This window comes from Candidatus Dependentiae bacterium (assembly GCA_013821315.1).
Taxonomy (GTDB): Bacteria; Babelota; Babeliae; order Babelales; family Babelaceae; genus JACDHA01.
The window spans coordinates 16,416-31,958 of the sequence record JACDHA010000009.1 but is presented as its reverse complement, the minus strand read 5'-3'; the positions used below and the strand labels follow the sequence as shown (position 1 = coordinate 31,958).

The following is a 15,543-nucleotide window of genomic DNA, read 5'->3' as shown; positions in this document are numbered from 1 at the left end:
AATTAATAATCTTTAACCATGTAACGCATGAGCAAAATAGGCAGCTTCTTGTTGTGGATCTTGCGATTGAGTTATAGTTTGTCCTAGTACAAGGCCTGCTGGGTTAATAGAAAGTATTTCGCTTAACGTTTCACGTGATAATGCAGTAGAAATAAATACGGGTAACTGTGTATTACCTTTAACCATATCCCATCTATCTAAAAATACCAGTGGATCATCATCAATAGGTTTATGAAAAACTAAAGCGTCAGCACCGAGGCTTTTAGCTTCAAGAGCTGATTGTCCGAGTGAACTTGCATCAAGCAGATCAAGCATAACTTTTTTACCTAATTCATGTGCTATGGTACATGCAGCGTGAATAACGTTTTTGTTTGCTCCAGCCATAACGGTAATCCAATCAGCACCTGATTGAGCAAATAGGGTAACAGCATCTTTGCTTCTATCGACTATCTTAGTATCAGCTAAAATAATTTTTTGAGGAAAGCGCTCTTTGAATTTTTGTACAGCAAGAACACCATGCTTATAAATAAGCAATGATCCAACTTCTATAATGTCAGCGGAGTTTTCTACAGCTTCAGCTATAGCTATGGCCTGATCAAGATCAGTTAGATCAAAAGCAATCTGTAATTTCATTTATGATATTCCTTATTAAGTCTAACACAAGGTTCCTTATAGTATACCACTATTTTTTTCAATTGGAAAAATGGTTTATACTCAACTACTAAAGCACTCGTTCCTGATAGCCTTGAGGTAGATAATTATACTTAAATGTAACAGGGTGAAAAAAATTTCGTAGTTTAAGAAAGCGTAAAGCGTTTAGTGCTGTATCTGCCGTATTAATTACATATATATCAGGCAACACCAAATTGTCATTGTTTGCTGTTACGGTAGGCCCTAATGGTATAAGTATACTTTGAGGATCAGCAAATACAATAAAAGCATCAGCAGGTATCTTGTCTTTAGGCACCTGTTGTTCACTTACATACCACGTAAGCAATCCTGTCTCAGGGCTTTGAGTAAGTTGATACAAGTAATAACTAGAACGCACTTTAGGGTCAATTAAAAAGCTGGATAGTGTCGTTTTGTGAGAAGGGTTTACCAGTAACGGTTTTATATCTTCTGTTACTAACATATACAGGGTGGTATCAGCGCTTTTGCGCGGTAAAGTCACTTGTCCATGCACAGAAGAGCGAGCAAGCTGCCCTAAGTGAGTTACATAGATTCCTGAGTATAAACTTTTGGGATTAAATTCGCGTGTAAGTCTCTTTTTTGCTAATTTGCCTGGTTTAGCAACCATTTTTTCTATACGTGCTTGAGCAGTTGTTTGAAGTGTTGCTGGTAAAGGTCGTATGAAAAACGTTATACTATAAGGAGCTATCTGGCTTTTAAGAGTTGCTGTAAAATGTAAAAAGAGCAAGCTCATTAGAAAGAGTACCGTTTTTTTCATATTTTTTCCTTTACGCCAGGCTCTAGTAACTAGGATCTCTTTAACTTTAACAAACAAAACTAAAAAAAGTCTACGATTATTATGACAAAAAAAAATTTAGAACTTGAATCACCATCATTATGGCAAGCATTTAAAGAGCGTACAAACTTAACTGACAGGCAACTTGAGCAATTTCAACAGTACTATACTTTGCTTAAAGAAACCAATGATATACATAATCTAACGGCTATAACCGATTTTATGTCTGTGCTAAAATACCATTTTGAAGACTCGCTTATGTTGGGTCAATTTGTAGATTGCACTAAGCTCAGTTGCGTTGCTGATGTAGGAACCGGTGGCGGATTTCCTGGTCTTCCTTTAAAAATTAAGTATCCTCATTTGCAGGTAGTTCTTATAGAAGTTAATTTTAAAAAAAGAGCATTTTTAAAAGAAGTTGTAGCTCTCTTAGGTCTCACTGATGTAGAAATTTCTGAGCTTGATTGGCGTACTTTTTTAAGAAAGACAGAGTATCCTGTAGAGCTGTTTTCTGCTCGTGCTTCTTTGCAGCCAGAAGAGCTGTTGCGTATGTTTAAACCAGCGTCGCCGTATAAAAACGCTACACTTGTCTATTGGGCCTCAAAAGAATGGACGCCAGACGCCTACGTGCAAAGCTTTATCACTAAAGAAGAACAGTATAAAATGAGCCATAAATCACGCCGTTTAATATTTTTAGAGAACCCAGTAGTACAAGAGTGATAAACGCAAGGGAAAAAGGATGAAAAATACTGCTCACGTACCTACACCTGAAGCATCTTCTGCAAGTAATGTGTCAGGGGAAAGTTATAGCGCAATTTTAAGGTATTTTTACCCTGAGTTTATAACGTCACTTATACTGTACTCGGTTCTTAATTTACTTGATATTTATTTTATAGCGCAGCTTAATGTTGCTTCAACCTATACTACTCTTGGGGTAACTAATACGCTATTTCATTTTATTACCAAAATAGCTGAAGGGCTTTCAGTTGGTATGGTAGTAGTGTGTGGTCAGTATAACGGTGTGCATAAGTATAAGCATGTTGGTAGAGCAGTGACCGATTCGTTTTGGGCAACATGTGTTATTGGTGGGTGTATAGCATCGTTGCTGTATGGTGGCGCCTACATAATATATGGCTTTTACGACGTTCCTCAGGAGATGATTGAGCTTGGAGTGCCCTTTTTACGATTAAGGGCAGTAGGAGTATTTTTTCATTTTGTTTATTTTGCCCTTATTGGCTTTTTGCGTGGCATTAAAAATACTAAAGTACCCATGATTTTTTCTGTTATTGGCGCAGTAGTTTTTATCTTTTTTGATTACGCACTTGTTTTTGGTAAATTTGGTTTTGCTGCTCTTGAATTTCAGGGCTCTGCTTTAGCATCTGTAATACAATATTTGGTTATGTTTATAGGCGCTTTTGTCTATGTTTTTATTGAAAAAGAGCATAGTAAATATGCTATTAAGTTATTTACGCGAGTGCGTTGGCATAATGTGCGTGATCTGGTGCATATGAGCTGGCCTGTAGTAATAGATAAAGCAAGTTTAGCAGCTTCTCAGATATGGCTTACTAAATTAATGGCAGGCGTTGCTAAAGCTAACAGCTGTGTGGGTGGTGCAACCGTGCTTGAAAGTTTTGTAGCTATAAAAGATATTGAACGATTTTCTATTTTGCCTGCTATAGCGCTTGCTCAAGTGGTTACATTTTTAGTCAGTAACGATTACTTGCTGCAGCGTTGGCATAGTATAAAAAATACTATCAAAAAAACGCTTTTGCTTTCTTGCAGTATGGTATTTGGTTTATTTTTTATATTTTATGTAAGTTCTGGAAAAATTTTATATGTAATGGGTAAGCAGAATGTGCTTACACCTTTTGTAGTTAAACTACTGCCGCTTGTAAGTATACTGGTCTTTTTTGATCTGTTACAATTAATCTTATCAGCCGCATTGCGTGGTGCAGGAGATGTTAAGACGGTGATGTGGGTACGACTTGTTGTATGTGGCAGCTTTATTCCTGCCTCTTGGGTAGTATCGTTTTTACACTTTAACAGTTCTTACCTGCAGTTTATAAGTATTTATGGTTCACTGTATGTTGCGAATGCTCTTATGAGTTTATTGTATGTATATCGCTTTAAGTCTGGAGCGTGGAAAAAACAATCAATTGAAGGATCTTAATGGTAAAAATTACTAAAGAAGAAGTATTAAAATTAGCGCACATGTCACAAGTAGCTATAGACGAACATGACATAGAAAAGCTTACTGCAAAATTAGATGCAGTTCTCTCTTACGCGTCATGTCTTATTGAAGTAGCTCAAGGAAAAAAAGTGTATACAACGGTTCAAAGCACAAACGTTGTGCGTGAAGATCGTATGGTAAAAACAGATCCAGAGTTATTGCTTTCACTAGCGCCTGAGCGTGAAGAAGATTACTATGTTGTTCCTATGATTTTGAAAAATAGTTAAATATACTTAAGGATAATAATGAGTGAACTTGCCTTTAGTTCAATAAAGACGTTACAAGAAAAAGTAGCTCGCCGTGAGCTTTCTATCTCTGAAGTACTTGAGCACTCTCTTAAGCGTTTTGCACAATTCGACGAACGCATTGGTTCTGCTTTAGAGGTATTTGATACAGATTCTATTACAGCTGCCAGCTCTGCTCAAGGGCCACTTGCAGGTATTCCAGGGCTTATTAAAGATAATATTTGCCAAAAAAATCGCACGGTATCTTGTGCTTCAAAAATATTACAAAATTACGTAGCTCCGTATGATGCAACGGCAATAGTACGTTTAAAAGCTGCTGGAGCTTTATGTGTTGGTCGCGCTAATATGGACGAGTTTGCTATGGGAAGTTCAACAGAAACTTCAGCGTACCAAAAAACAAGAAATCCCTGGAACACCGATCTGGTGCCGGGTGGCTCAAGTGGCGGCTCTATAGCTGCAGTTGCAGCTGGTTTTGTGCCTTGGGCGCTTGGCTCTGAAACAGGTGGCTCAGTAAGACAACCAGCAGCACTTTGTGGTATTGTGGGTCTGAAACCAACATATGGGCTTATCTCTCGTTATGGGCTTATTGCTTATGCGTCATCACTTGATCAGATAGGTATAGCAACACGTACAACCTATGATAATGCGTTAGTGCTTTCAACATTAGCTGGTCATGATGCACAAGATTCTACCAGTCGTCCTATTGCTGCTCAAGATTATACTCACGGGTTAACGGGTACCTTAAAGCCAGGTTTTACATTAGGCATCATCGAAAATGCTTTAGAAGCTGAAGGATTTAATCCTGAGGTATATGCTGCTCTTAATGAAGCTATAAAGCAATTTGAGCGTTTAGGCGCTACTATAAAAAGAGTAAAGTTACCTATGATGGATTATGGCGCAGCAGCTTATTTTATTATAAGTCGTGCAGAAGCTGCTTCTAACTTAGCTCGTTTTGATGGTGTACGTTACGGTTACCGTAATAAAGATGCTCAAACGGTGGCTGATATGTATGCTCGTACACGTCAAGAAGGTTTTGGCTTTGAAGTTACTTCTCGTATTTTAGTAGGAAACTATGTGCTTTCAGCTGGTCATGCAGATGCCTACTATGCTAATGCTCGTACGGTGCAAGGCTTTATTCGTGAAGAATTTAATCAAGCATTTAAAGATGTCGATCTGTTATTGTCACCCGTATCACCGTCACCAGCGTTTAAGTTTGGTGCTTTTGATGATAATCAACTGCAAATGGATCTGCAAGATTACTTTACTGCTTCAATAAATTTAGCGGGTATTCCTGCTTTAAGTATTCCGTGCGGTATGACGCACGACAATCTTCCTATAGGCTTACAACTTATTGGACCTGATTTGTCTGAAGCTGAGATATTTAAAGCCGCTTATGCGTATGAGCAGGCTACTCAGTGGCATACTTTGCATCCTATTCTTAAGTAAATTTTCATAACTCTTGATTATATTCCCCTTTTTATTTTATTATAATACTGTCTGTATTTTTTAAGATAAGGGGGGAAGTGTGATCTTAAAAAGAAGAGCGTATACAGTCATTCTTTTTCTACTTTTTTCTGTGCGCTTTAACTTGCTCAAGGCTCTAGAGACAAATTTAGTTGAGTCAATTAAGTGCTTTAGCTCTACTCTTGTGTATGATTCTCTTGAGCTTGGGCGTTATTTATTTTCAGCCGATTCGCTTAAGGTTGCTGCAGCATGTGTACCCTTGTATGGTATTACGCGCTTATGGGATGAGCCATTACATTATTGTTTTTACGATAAAAAGCAGCATAAAAATATTAAGCAGTTACCTCAGTGGTGCCATTCAGGTGCTAACGTGGGTGTGATTGCTGTTCCTATGATTACGCTTGGTGCGTGTGCCTTGTTTGCCCAAGACATTAAACTTAAAACTACAGCACAGATTTTTGTGCTTGGGTTACCTTTTACGTGGGCTACTAAACGGGCGTTAAAGCTTTTTAAGGTGAACTGCTGCTTAAGGCCACGCAATGAGCATTTTCCTCGTTACCAAAGGTCTCATGGTGGCTTTCCTTCAGGCCATATGCTTGAGATAACCTATATGACTACACTTATTGGGTTGCAATATGGACCGCAATGGGGTATTCCTTTGGCTGTAGGAGCGGGGTTTTTAGCAGTCGATTTTACTGTTTGTAATCGTCATTATGTATCACAACTTGTTGCAGGCACAGCTTTAGGTGTTATATTTGGTGTCGCTGCTAGTAAGCTTGTTGACAGCAAATTAGCACAAGCTTGCAATCTAGCAGTAACAGTAGAAACATGTCCTCAAACAGTACGTCCTGCATTGCAAGTCGCTTACGTATTTTAGCAAATATTTGTATACTAGCTCATAGGTAGTGCTAAGTAATATTTTTATGGGTAGTTTGTATAATGACACGTATTTCAGTTTTCCGACTTTTAAAGCAGAGCAGTATACTCTTTGTAACTGGAGGCCTTTTTTGTAGCCTCTTTTTTAAAGTATATTATCGATCTTCAGGTGTTCTTGAGTCTTTTTCCTCACGTCTTTTATACCCAGTAATTAAAATACAAACCACCGTTACTCGTCCTGTGCATAATTGGCTTGCCCATTGGCGTAGTTACAAAGAGCTGCAGGCTGACCATCAAAACTACAAAATTCAGTTAGAAGACCTCAAAGCCCAGGTTATAGCTCTGAACGCTTATCGTGACTATGCTCATGATACTCAAGAAGTTCGTAGTTTTTTAAATCGTTATAATTCTAATAATGGTATTTTAGCACAAGTAATACTTAAGAATTTTGATGAAAAAAATCACTTTTTTTTACTTGATGCTGGGCTACGTAAAGGTGTGATGCGCGATAATCCTGTTGTGTATAAAAACTGCTTGGTAGGCCGCATAAGTGAAGTTTACCCGTATTATAGTAAAGTAACTTTAATAACAGATGCTTCATGCAAAATCGCTGCTTATTGTACTTCTAATCGTGTACAAGGTATTCATGAGGGTGAAAACAGTTTGCAACATTCTAAGCTTGCTTTTGTAAATCATCTTGAGAGCCTAAAACTCAATGATTTAATTGTTTCTAGTGGTGAAGGGCTGATATTTCCTCGTGGTTTTGGTTTAGGATCTATAGACTCGTATAGCATAGATGGCTTTAATTATAAAGTAAGTGTTAAGCCGCTGATAAATTTCAAAGAGTTAGCCTATTGTTATGTACTTCAAAAGGGTGCTGAATGGAATAGTGCCCAAGAAGTGCCAGAGTTGCTTAAACCTCAAGAGATCACTTCAGCTACTGATGCTATTCAAGAGGTTAAAGCAGAGGATGTTGTAGAAACGGCAACGGAAAACCAAGATTCTCTTATTGCACCAATACAAGATGATAAAGAGTCAGAAAAAGAAACGCTAAAAGAAAATTCTCAAACGCAACTAGTAGAAGAGTAAAAGCAAAAGCGCTACTAGTTAAGTAACGCTCTTGCTTTTTAGAGCTGTTAATACTTTACACGTGGTGTAGTGTAACGATCTTCTACTGTTTTACACAAAGTATTTGCGATACTTTGTAAAGATGATGAGGACTCGGGGTCTGTTTCATCATCATCACTATCAGAAGAAAACAAGTTAGTTATAAAGTTGCTGCTTTTAGCTGGTTTAACCCATTCTATTTCTTTCTCTATAGTGGCAAGTTTTTTAAGTTTGCTAACAGCGTTAGAAAATGAGCCCAGTTCATCAATAAGTTTTAATGAAAGCGCTTGATCTCCAGTAAATATTTTACCATCAGCCCATAATTTTGAATCGCTTGATAGACCCGGACGACTATTCTGAACGTCTTTTGTAAATTGATTGTAGGAGCTATCAGTTAATGACTGCAATTGTTTTCGTTGCTCAGGTGTAAGATCTAAAAAGGGACTACCAGAGGCTTTATAAGCTCCAGATTTTATAATGTCATACTTAATATTATACTTTTCGATAAACTGTTTTACCTGAGGAAATGCTACATAGGCTCCTATGCTACCAATAAAAGCACTTGCTGGAGCTATAATATAATCTGTAGCGCTGGCAATATAGTAGCCGCCTGAAGCAGCTATGTTTTCTACAAGTGTAATAATAGGTTTAGGATATTGAGCTTTAAGCGTTTTTATTTCGTTAAATACTGATTGAGCAGTTCCGGCATAGCCTCCTGGGCATTCCATCTTTATAAGTATTGCTTTAATATCTTTGTCTTCAAAACACTTTCTTAAGTTACGTGTATACGCTCCTGAACTTGTTAAGTTATCTTTAATATGAATTAAGCCAACTTTGCTTTTAGGCTCAAGTAGTCCTGAATATTTTTTGTGCAAGTCTTTAAATAAGCTTGGTGCTACTTGCAAAAATAAAAGAAAGAAAAAGATATTGCTCAAAGAGCCAAACCAATTAGCCATTGTGTCCCTTAAAAGTTGAGTATTAGTGTAACTATGCTATACTTTTTGTACATCATAACTAGTGTATAAAATTTTAGACAAGTTAAGAAAGTTTTTTTGACATTTGTAAGATTTTGTCATACACTAGATTTAGCTAGTTATGAAAATAGCACGGGCGGTTAGCTCAGCTGGTAGAGCATCAGTCTTACAAACTGGGGGTCGCTGGTTCGAGTCCAGCACCGCCCACCATTAAAATGTATATCGAATTCCTCGGTAGCTCAGTTGGTAGAGCACACGACTGTTAATCGTTAGGTCACAGGTTCGAGTCCTGTCCGAGGAGCCAGAAATTTGTCGGGGGCTGTAGCTCAGTTGGTTAGAGCGTCCGCCTGTCACGTGGAAGGTCGCGAGTTCGAGTCTCGTCAGCCCCGCCAGTTTTCAAAGAGAAAAGGAGTCTAAATTAATTTTTAGGCTCTTTTTTTATGCCCTTTTGTCATATTTAATAGCACTCCGTATCAGACTTTTCATCGTATCTTGCGAAACTCCTGTATTAAATAAAGAAAACCCAGAGGCTTCATTTTAAGCGGTAGGAAACAACTATGCATAATTTTATACGATATAAATTTTATCGTGAACATAAATATTTAAGCTTTGTACTTAATGATTTAGAACGTTTGATTGCAAAGACCAACTTTCAGATAGCCCAAGAGGTGGTAAAAGTTACAGAACAATTTAAAGCAGCGATTGAGCTACTCAAAGGGCATGCGGAGTATGAAGATAATTGTTTACATGTATTGCTTAAGCAGAAAAACTCGCAACTATACGAGCATATTGAAGAAGATCATGGAACTTTAGATGAGACGCTTAATAATTTGCAGTTATTGCTTGATCGTGTTAATTCTTTTGTATTAGCATCAGAAAAAGTAGAGGCTGGTTATCAGTTTTACGTTGGTTACAGGAAGTTTGTGGGAGAGAATCTGATTCATTTGCATGAAGAAGAAACCATTATATTGCCAGAGTTACACCGCTTGTATTCAGATGAAGAATTGAAAAAAGTAGAAGCAAAAACATACGCGGTTATGTCATCCGATGATTTAATCGACATGTTGCAAGTATTGTTTCCTCATATGAATGCTAGCGATAAGAGAGCGCTTTTATCTGATATTAAAGAGTGCCAACCAGCTAAATACGCAGTTATATGGCCAAAAATACAGCTTCAAATACCTGAACATGAATTGCCAATAATCACCTTATAACTGATTAGATGGTTTTAATACTCAATAGATAAAAAAATAGCTAAAACAAGATTAATTAAGATAGATTTAAGAAGATGATAGCTAAAAAATTATTGCATGCTCATGAGCTTAATGAACTACATGAAGCTTTATATTACATGAAAATCAATGAGCTTAAAGGCTTATGCGCAACTTATAGTCTACCTATAAAAGGTAATAAAGTTGCTTTGATAAATCGTATCACAGTATTTATAGAGACAGGCAAGGTTGTACATTTGCAAGAACTTCCTAGTACATCTAAGGCAAATAAAGAACTTGTAGACTATAATCTTGAGCTTGATGCTTTAATGCTTTATGGGGGATATAAGAACGATGCTAAGACTCGCAGTTTTTTTAAGACAGTTATTGGCAATCATTTTCACTTTACTGCATTTGGCATTGACTGGCTTAATGAAAGATGGATTTCTGGCAATCCTCCGACCTATAGAGAATTTGCTTTGTTTTGGCAACAAGAATATCTTAATAGAAAACAGACTAAAGTGGTACCTAAAAAAGAATGGGCCTATATTAATTTTACGCAACAATTTTTAATTCATAACCCAGCTGCCTCAAAAAAAGAAATTATTACAGCATGGGAAAAAGAGCGTATGCAGTATGTGTATAAGATTAAAAATTTGTTAGATTTAACGTAGTTAAACACAGATTATCTTGGAAAAAGCATTTCCTTGACAACTACTCTATAAAGAAAAGTTATGACTGCCAAAGAAAATTTATTTAATAAACTTGAAGAATTAAATATTAAGTATCAAACTTATAATCACGAGCCTTTGTTAACAATTGAGCAGTCTCTTAAGGCTGCTTTTCATATTCCAGGTATTGGGTGTAAAAATCTCTTTTTAAAGGATAACAAAAATAATTTGTATTTAATTGTAGCTGTCTATGATACTAAAATCGCTTTAAAACCTTTATCTAAAAATATTAAAGCTCCAGAGTTGAGATTTGCTAATGAAGAATTACTTAAACAGTATTTAGGAGTAGTGCCCGGATCGGTAACACCGTTTGGCATACTTAACGATAAAGATCATAACGTAAAAATTCTTTTAGATTCACGTATATTTAATTATGATCAAGCTGGATTTCATCCTTTAGAAAATACTCAAACAACTGTTATATCGACAAAAGATTTAAAAAAGTTTATTGAATATTGTGGCAATTTTAATCAAATTATAAACTTTGAAAACCTTATATAAGCCAAAAGCGTCATATCTTTAGTTTGATGTTAAACATTAAAACTAAAAATATTAGAAACTACAAATTCTTTCATGTCTTCGTCGTTTTGCTAAGTCTCTTCTGGCTTCTACGTTAAAGGAATTATTTTCTGAAAATAAAGAACTTGTTAAAGACTTGTTGATAAGCAGTAGTGACTATAGATGGCAAGAGTATCCTGTTATTTATTTAGATTTTGCTGATATAAGTCATGAGACTGCTACCGAATTAAAGTTAAGCTTAGGTTGGGCTTTAAATTCTATAGCTCAGCACTATACGATAGATATATCTCAAGCTCCAACACTTAATGCTAAGTTTAGTTTTTTAGTTAAACAGTTAGCTCGGAAAAATAAAGTTGTTCTTTTAATTGATGAATATGATAAACCGGTACTTGATCATTATCTAAGTTCTTACTAGGCCAATTGAGCTTTGCTATCAGGAATATGCTCCATTAACCAAGGAATTTAATTTGACATATTGCATTAATATATTTAATCTTATATTTATAAATATGTCTAAATAATAAATTATAAAAAGAGTCTAGCTCATGACTAATTTCACTAAATCAATTATTTTTACCGCTCTTCTTTTAACCCTTTCAAATAGTTTCAGCTCTTTAGCTTCTTTAAAAGATCGAGCAGCTGATAAAACTATAGAAGCATTACTTTCTCAAACATCACAAGAGAAGCTTTCTGCTAGTATCTCTAGCATGCCTGGAGAAATACAGCAAAGACTTAAAGGCAAAATACTAGAAAAATATAAAGATGCTTTAAATAAAGCTCTAGCTATTCAGTTCAAGGAGTTTAAGGGTCATACTGATATTGTAAACTCAGTATCCTTCAGCCCTTGTGGCAAACTTGCCTTAACTGGATCTTCTGATAAAACTGTTCGTTTATGGCACTTGGCCACTGGTACTACTATACAAGAACTTAAAGGCCATAATAGTTTTGTAAGATCGGTAGTATTTAGTCCCTGTGGTAAATATGCTTTAACTAGATCAGCTGATAAAATTGCATGTTTATGGGATGTATCTACTGGCAGTGCTATAAAGGACCTTAAAGGGCATACTGATGATATGATTTCAGTAGCATTTAGTCCTTGTGGCAATTTTGCTTTAACTGGGTCCCATGATAAAACTGCTCGCTTATGGTTTCTTCCTCAACTAAATACTTTAAGCTTTGAGCAACTTTTGTTTGCCCTTAGATCTCAAGAGCAGAATATTAATATAGATGATGTAGGCACACAAAACTTATTAAACTCTTTGTCATCAACACTAGATCCTTATGGTACATTACCAGGTAAAGATTACGCTACTAATCCCTTAATTAAAGCCTACATAGATTTTAGACGTAGACAACTCTTTCATGCAGCTGTTAGTGATGATGTTGATACTGTTAAAGCTCTAATAAAAAAAGGTTTTAACACAGTATTCACCATTGATAAAGCTGGTAATAATCTATGGCATTATGCTTTTAAAGGCTGTATTAAAGATGGTATTACTTGTCCAAGCAAAAAGGTATTAGCGTACTTACTTGAGCTTGAAGGAGCTGATAAGGGACTAAAAAAACCTAATAAACAAGGATTACCTCCTTTTGCCGTTGGCCTTATCTACAACAAAGAGTTTACAGCTGAGTTTATAAACAACCTTACTAAACCTTAACTCTACTAGGGACATTTCTCATGACTCATTTCCATAAATCAATTTTTTTCATCACTCTTCTTTACTAAACCTTTTTATGTCGGCTTGCTTATGGTTACGCTAAAAACCCAATAGAACCTACTTAAACAACTCCCACTTTTAATTTTTAGAAATTGAAGTTGCTTAAAGACGGGTGCTTAGCTAAGCTAAAAGAAACAAAAGACATAGTTAATTTTTACCATCTGAGATAGTTCATGAAAAATTTACCCAGAGACGTAAGTGATTTTAATACAATGATAACTGGTAATTATGCTTACGTTGATAAAACGCAGCTTATTTACAATCTTTACGCTACCGGAGGTAGGTATTATTTTCTTTCACGTCCTCGTCGCTTTGGTAAATCTTTGTTGATCTCGACACTTAAAGAATTATTCTCCGGTAATAAGCAGCTTTTTTCTGGCTTGTCGATAGAGTCAAGTGATTATGATTGGCAAGAATATCCTGTTATTCATTTGGATTTTTCTACGATAGATCATGAAACTGCTCTTGAATTTAAAATAAACTTAATGTGGGCTTTAAAAAATATTGCGCATAGTCATGGTATTGATATAGCAGAAGCTCCAAGTTTAGGATCAAAACTGTCATTTTTAGTACGTCAATTAGCACAACATAAAAAAGTGGTTATATTAATCGATGAATATGATAAGCCTTTACTTGATCACCTACAGGATCCACGTCGAGCACAAGCTCAACAAGTAGTGCTTAAAAGTTTTTATGATACCATAAAGGGCCTTAGTGAACACTTACATGCTGTTTTTATTACCGGTGTAAGCAAGTTTTCTAAAACATCTATTTTTTCAGGTATTAATAATCTTATTGATATTACTATGGAGCCTGAAGCTGCAATGCTACTGGGTTATACTAAAGACGAAATTGATCTTTACTTTAATGAATATATAAATGATTTAGCTGCTGATAAAGATATGTCTACTGAGCAAGTTATGCAAGAAATGAAACTCTGGTATGATGGTTACCAGTTTTCTGAAAGAGCATCTCAAAAGATATATAATCCTTATTCTGTCCTTTACTATTTAAAAACAAAAAAAAGAGCTAACTATTGGTTTAGCTCAGGTACTCCCTCATTTCTTATTAGTTTAATAAAAAACCAATATCCAGTCTTAGAAGATATAAAAGATATAGAGTTAAGTGCTGATAGTTTAGGTACGTTTGATATAGATAATATCCCTCTTATTCCATTGCTTTTTCAAACAGGATACCTAACTATAACGGGCTATGATCCTATAACTGAAAAGTACCAACTTAATTACCCTAATGCTGAAGTAAGTGAATCTTTCCAAAAGTATCTTGTAGTAGCTCTTACGAATTGTACTTATTGGGCTTGCATTTAATTACAAAAAAAAGAAATTAACTCTTGAGTGGCAAAAAAAGATAGTTGAATAAACTCTGAACGCTTCTTAAAGATTTATTTTTCGCGATTGTCTCTCTCTGTATGGTAAAATAATCAAAAAGCTGAAGGGTCTTTTGTTGTAATAAAAGATTCATTCTAACTATGCTTGCTATAAAGTGAGAGCATATTTCAAGAAAAAAATAGGTGAAGCATGAAAATAACGTTTTTGGGTGCAGTAGAAGGAGTAACAGGATCACGCTATCTTGTAGAGCACGAAAATATAAAAATTTTAGTTGATTGTGGCATGTTTCAAGGATCTCAGGAAATCACTCAGAGCAATTCTGACCCCTTTCCTGTAGACCCGGAAAGCATTGATGCTGTTATAGTAACTCATGCTCATATAGATCATACTGGTTATATACCGGTATTAGTTAAGAATGGTTTTAGGGGCAAAATATATTGTTCAAAAGGCACCTATGCATTGTGCTCTCTGATGCTAGTCGATAGTGGGTCCTTGCAGGAAAGAGGGGCAATAAAATTTAATCAAAGGGGTGGTCCTGATCATCCGCCAGCAGTAGCCTTGTATACAGCACGTGATGCTGAGAACGCATTAAAATTTTTTAATCCGGTTGATTACGATACCGTTATTGATATTGGTACCTCTTTAAAAGTTACCCTAGTGCGCTCAGGACATATTCTTGGTTCATCATTTGTGATTGTATCAGATGGCAAACAAAAACTAACCTTTTCTGGAGACCTTGGACGACCACAACAGTTTATGCTAAAAGCACCACCAGCACTTAAGCAAACTGATTTTTTAGTTATTGAATCAACCTATGGTGATAGGCTCCATCCACAAGATGACCCGATAAAAATTATAGGTGATATTGTTAATGCAACAATAGCAAAAGGGGGCGTTATTATAATTCCTTGCTTTGTTATAGGGCGTACTGAAACGATCCTCTATTGTCTTCATCAATTAAAACAAAAGAATATGATTCCCGATATTCCTATTTTTTTAGATAGTCCGATGGCTATCCATGTTGCTAATTTCTCGTGTGATTTTAAAGAAGAATATGAATTATCATCTGACTTGTGTAAGGATATATTTACTCTTGCTACGTATACGCTCACGGCGGAAGAATCTAAGAAGATCGATCGCATTGAGCAGCCGGCAATAATTATTGCTGGAAGTGGCATGGCTGATGGTGGACGCGTATTGTTTCATCTCAAACGTTTTATTTCTGATGCCAAGAACACGGTCCTTTTTGTAGGGTTTCAGGCAGAAGGTACAACAGGACATGCATTAGTCAATGGTGAAAAACTAATAAAAATAGATGATGAGTACTATACCGTTCAAGCAGACATAAGAGTATTAGACTCTCTTTCTGCTCATGCTGACTATGACGAAATTTTGAAATGGGTTGGGCATTTTGAAAATAGGCCTAAAAAAGTATTTGTTACCCATGGAGAAAAACCAGCTGCAGAGGCATTAAAAAATAAAATAGAAGAGCGCTTTGGTGGTACTGTTATCGTGCCAAAGTATTTAGAATCATTTGATCTAGATTAAATCCGTAATGAGCTGATCCTTCACCGCGCAAGCAGTTAACAGCTCAGGAACAGCTGCGCGCTCTAATGGAGTAAAGCTCATTGTAAGAGCTCATAAAAATAGATGAATA

16 protein-coding genes and 3 tRNA genes are annotated in these 15,543 nt (G+C 36.0%); 16 read left to right on the top strand and 3 right to left on the bottom strand.

Going from position 1 to position 15,543, the window contains the following annotated elements:
* Positions 1-12 precede the first annotated feature (12 nt).
* A complete protein-coding gene (locus H0X48_03155; protein ID MBA3954287.1) occupies positions 13-633 on the bottom strand; it encodes an orotidine 5'-phosphate decarboxylase in 621 nt (206 codons plus the stop codon).
* 88 nt (positions 634-721) lie between these two features.
* On the bottom strand, positions 722-1,447 hold the full coding sequence (locus H0X48_03150) for a hypothetical protein (protein ID MBA3954286.1): 726 nt from the start codon (positions 1,445-1,447) through the stop codon (positions 722-724).
* A gap of 81 nt (positions 1,448-1,528) precedes the next feature.
* Between H0X48_03150 and rsmG the strand changes: the two genes are divergently transcribed.
* The 6 genes from rsmG to mreC all read left to right on the top strand — a co-directional run bounded on the left by rsmG (position 1,529) and on the right by mreC (position 7,366).
* Positions 1,529-2,182 carry a 16S rRNA (guanine(527)-N(7))-methyltransferase RsmG gene (gene rsmG, locus H0X48_03145; protein MBA3954285.1) on the top strand — a complete coding sequence of 218 codons (654 nt, stop codon included), beginning with the start codon at positions 1,529-1,531 and terminating at the stop codon, positions 2,180-2,182.
* 19 nt (positions 2,183-2,201) lie between these two features.
* The gene (locus H0X48_03140) at positions 2,202-3,632 is read left to right on the top strand and encodes an MATE family efflux transporter (protein ID MBA3954284.1); all 1,431 of its coding nucleotides are present in this window, start codon (positions 2,202-2,204) and stop codon (positions 3,630-3,632) included.
* Positions 3,632-3,919, top strand: a complete 288-nt coding sequence (gene gatC / locus H0X48_03135; GenBank protein ID MBA3954283.1) for an Asp-tRNA(Asn)/Glu-tRNA(Gln) amidotransferase subunit GatC — start codon at positions 3,632-3,634, stop codon at positions 3,917-3,919. The genes H0X48_03140 and gatC overlap by 1 nt, the downstream gene beginning before the upstream one ends.
* Positions 3,920-3,937: 18 nt before the next feature.
* Positions 3,938-5,383 (top strand): Asp-tRNA(Asn)/Glu-tRNA(Gln) amidotransferase subunit GatA, encoded by a 1,446-nt coding sequence (gene gatA, locus H0X48_03130; protein ID MBA3954282.1) that lies wholly within the window; start codon positions 3,938-3,940, stop codon positions 5,381-5,383.
* Positions 5,384-5,462: 79 nt separating this feature from the next.
* Entirely contained in the window at positions 5,463-6,278 is an 816-nt protein-coding gene (locus H0X48_03125) for a phosphatase PAP2 family protein (protein ID MBA3954281.1), read from the top strand.
* Positions 6,279-6,340: 62 nt separating this feature from the next.
* Entirely contained in the window at positions 6,341-7,366 is a 1,026-nt protein-coding gene (mreC, locus tag H0X48_03120; GenBank protein MBA3954280.1) for a rod shape-determining protein MreC, read from the top strand.
* Between the two features lie 47 nt (positions 7,367-7,413).
* Here the strand turns inward: mreC and sppA are convergent, their stop codons facing one another.
* Positions 7,414-8,340, bottom strand: coding sequence for a signal peptide peptidase SppA (gene sppA, locus H0X48_03115; GenBank protein MBA3954279.1), 927 nt, complete (start codon positions 8,338-8,340; stop codon positions 7,414-7,416).
* 152 nt (positions 8,341-8,492) lie between these two features.
* Between sppA and H0X48_03110 the strand changes: the two genes are divergently transcribed.
* From H0X48_03110 to H0X48_03065, 10 genes are all read left to right on the top strand, one after another.
* Positions 8,493-8,568: transfer RNA gene (locus H0X48_03110), tRNA-Val, on the top strand.
* An 18-nt stretch (positions 8,569-8,586) separates the two neighbouring features.
* Positions 8,587-8,662, top strand: a tRNA-Asn gene (locus H0X48_03105).
* 11 nt (positions 8,663-8,673) lie between these two features.
* A tRNA-Asp gene (locus H0X48_03100) sits at positions 8,674-8,750 on the top strand.
* A gap of 165 nt (positions 8,751-8,915) precedes the next feature.
* On the top strand, positions 8,916-9,572 hold the full coding sequence (locus H0X48_03095; protein MBA3954278.1) for a hemerythrin domain-containing protein: 657 nt from the start codon (positions 8,916-8,918) through the stop codon (positions 9,570-9,572).
* Positions 9,573-9,646: 74 nt separating this feature from the next.
* Complete coding sequence (locus tag H0X48_03090; GenBank protein MBA3954277.1) at positions 9,647-10,243, top strand: SAP domain-containing protein; 597 nt, start codon at positions 9,647-9,649, stop codon at positions 10,241-10,243.
* A gap of 60 nt (positions 10,244-10,303) precedes the next feature.
* Positions 10,304-10,801, top strand: a complete 498-nt coding sequence (locus H0X48_03085; protein MBA3954276.1) for a prolyl-tRNA synthetase associated domain-containing protein — start codon at positions 10,304-10,306, stop codon at positions 10,799-10,801.
* A 64-nt stretch (positions 10,802-10,865) separates the two neighbouring features.
* Positions 10,866-11,234, top strand: a complete 369-nt coding sequence (locus H0X48_03080) for an AAA family ATPase (GenBank protein ID MBA3954275.1) — start codon at positions 10,866-10,868, stop codon at positions 11,232-11,234.
* 130 nt (positions 11,235-11,364) lie between these two features.
* Positions 11,365-12,477 carry a hypothetical protein gene (locus H0X48_03075; protein MBA3954274.1) on the top strand — a complete coding sequence of 371 codons (1,113 nt, stop codon included), beginning with the start codon at positions 11,365-11,367 and terminating at the stop codon, positions 12,475-12,477.
* A 233-nt stretch (positions 12,478-12,710) separates the two neighbouring features.
* Entirely contained in the window at positions 12,711-13,865 is a 1,155-nt protein-coding gene (locus tag H0X48_03070; protein MBA3954273.1) for an AAA family ATPase, read from the top strand.
* 210 nt (positions 13,866-14,075) lie between these two features.
* The gene (locus H0X48_03065; GenBank protein MBA3954272.1) at positions 14,076-15,434 is read left to right on the top strand and encodes an MBL fold metallo-hydrolase; all 1,359 of its coding nucleotides are present in this window, start codon (positions 14,076-14,078) and stop codon (positions 15,432-15,434) included.
* Positions 15,435-15,543: the final 109 nt, after the last annotated feature.

Coding starts and splice junctions, on each gene's coding strand:
- H0X48_03155 (MBA3954287.1), bottom strand. CDS start 633: ATGAAATTACAGATTGCTTTTGATCTAACTGATCTTGATCAGGCCATA.
- H0X48_03150 (MBA3954286.1), bottom strand. CDS start 1,447: ATGAAAAAAACGGTACTCTTTCTAATGAGCTTGCTCTTTTTACATTTT.
- rsmG (MBA3954285.1), top strand. CDS start 1,529: ATGACAAAAAAAAATTTAGAACTTGAATCACCATCATTATGGCAAGCA.
- H0X48_03140 (MBA3954284.1), top strand. CDS start 2,202: ATGAAAAATACTGCTCACGTACCTACACCTGAAGCATCTTCTGCAAGT.
- gatC (MBA3954283.1), top strand. CDS start 3,632: ATGGTAAAAATTACTAAAGAAGAAGTATTAAAATTAGCGCACATGTCA.
- gatA (MBA3954282.1), top strand. CDS start 3,938: ATGAGTGAACTTGCCTTTAGTTCAATAAAGACGTTACAAGAAAAAGTA.
- mreC (MBA3954280.1), top strand. CDS start 6,341: ATGACACGTATTTCAGTTTTCCGACTTTTAAAGCAGAGCAGTATACTC.
- sppA (MBA3954279.1), bottom strand. CDS start 8,340: ATGGCTAATTGGTTTGGCTCTTTGAGCAATATCTTTTTCTTTCTTTTA.
- H0X48_03095 (MBA3954278.1), top strand. CDS start 8,916: ATGCATAATTTTATACGATATAAATTTTATCGTGAACATAAATATTTA.
- H0X48_03090 (MBA3954277.1), top strand. CDS start 9,647: ATGATAGCTAAAAAATTATTGCATGCTCATGAGCTTAATGAACTACAT.
- H0X48_03085 (MBA3954276.1), top strand. CDS start 10,304: ATGACTGCCAAAGAAAATTTATTTAATAAACTTGAAGAATTAAATATT.
- H0X48_03075 (MBA3954274.1), top strand. CDS start 11,365: ATGACTAATTTCACTAAATCAATTATTTTTACCGCTCTTCTTTTAACC.
- H0X48_03070 (MBA3954273.1), top strand. CDS start 12,711: ATGAAAAATTTACCCAGAGACGTAAGTGATTTTAATACAATGATAACT.
- H0X48_03065 (MBA3954272.1), top strand. CDS start 14,076: ATGAAAATAACGTTTTTGGGTGCAGTAGAAGGAGTAACAGGATCACGC.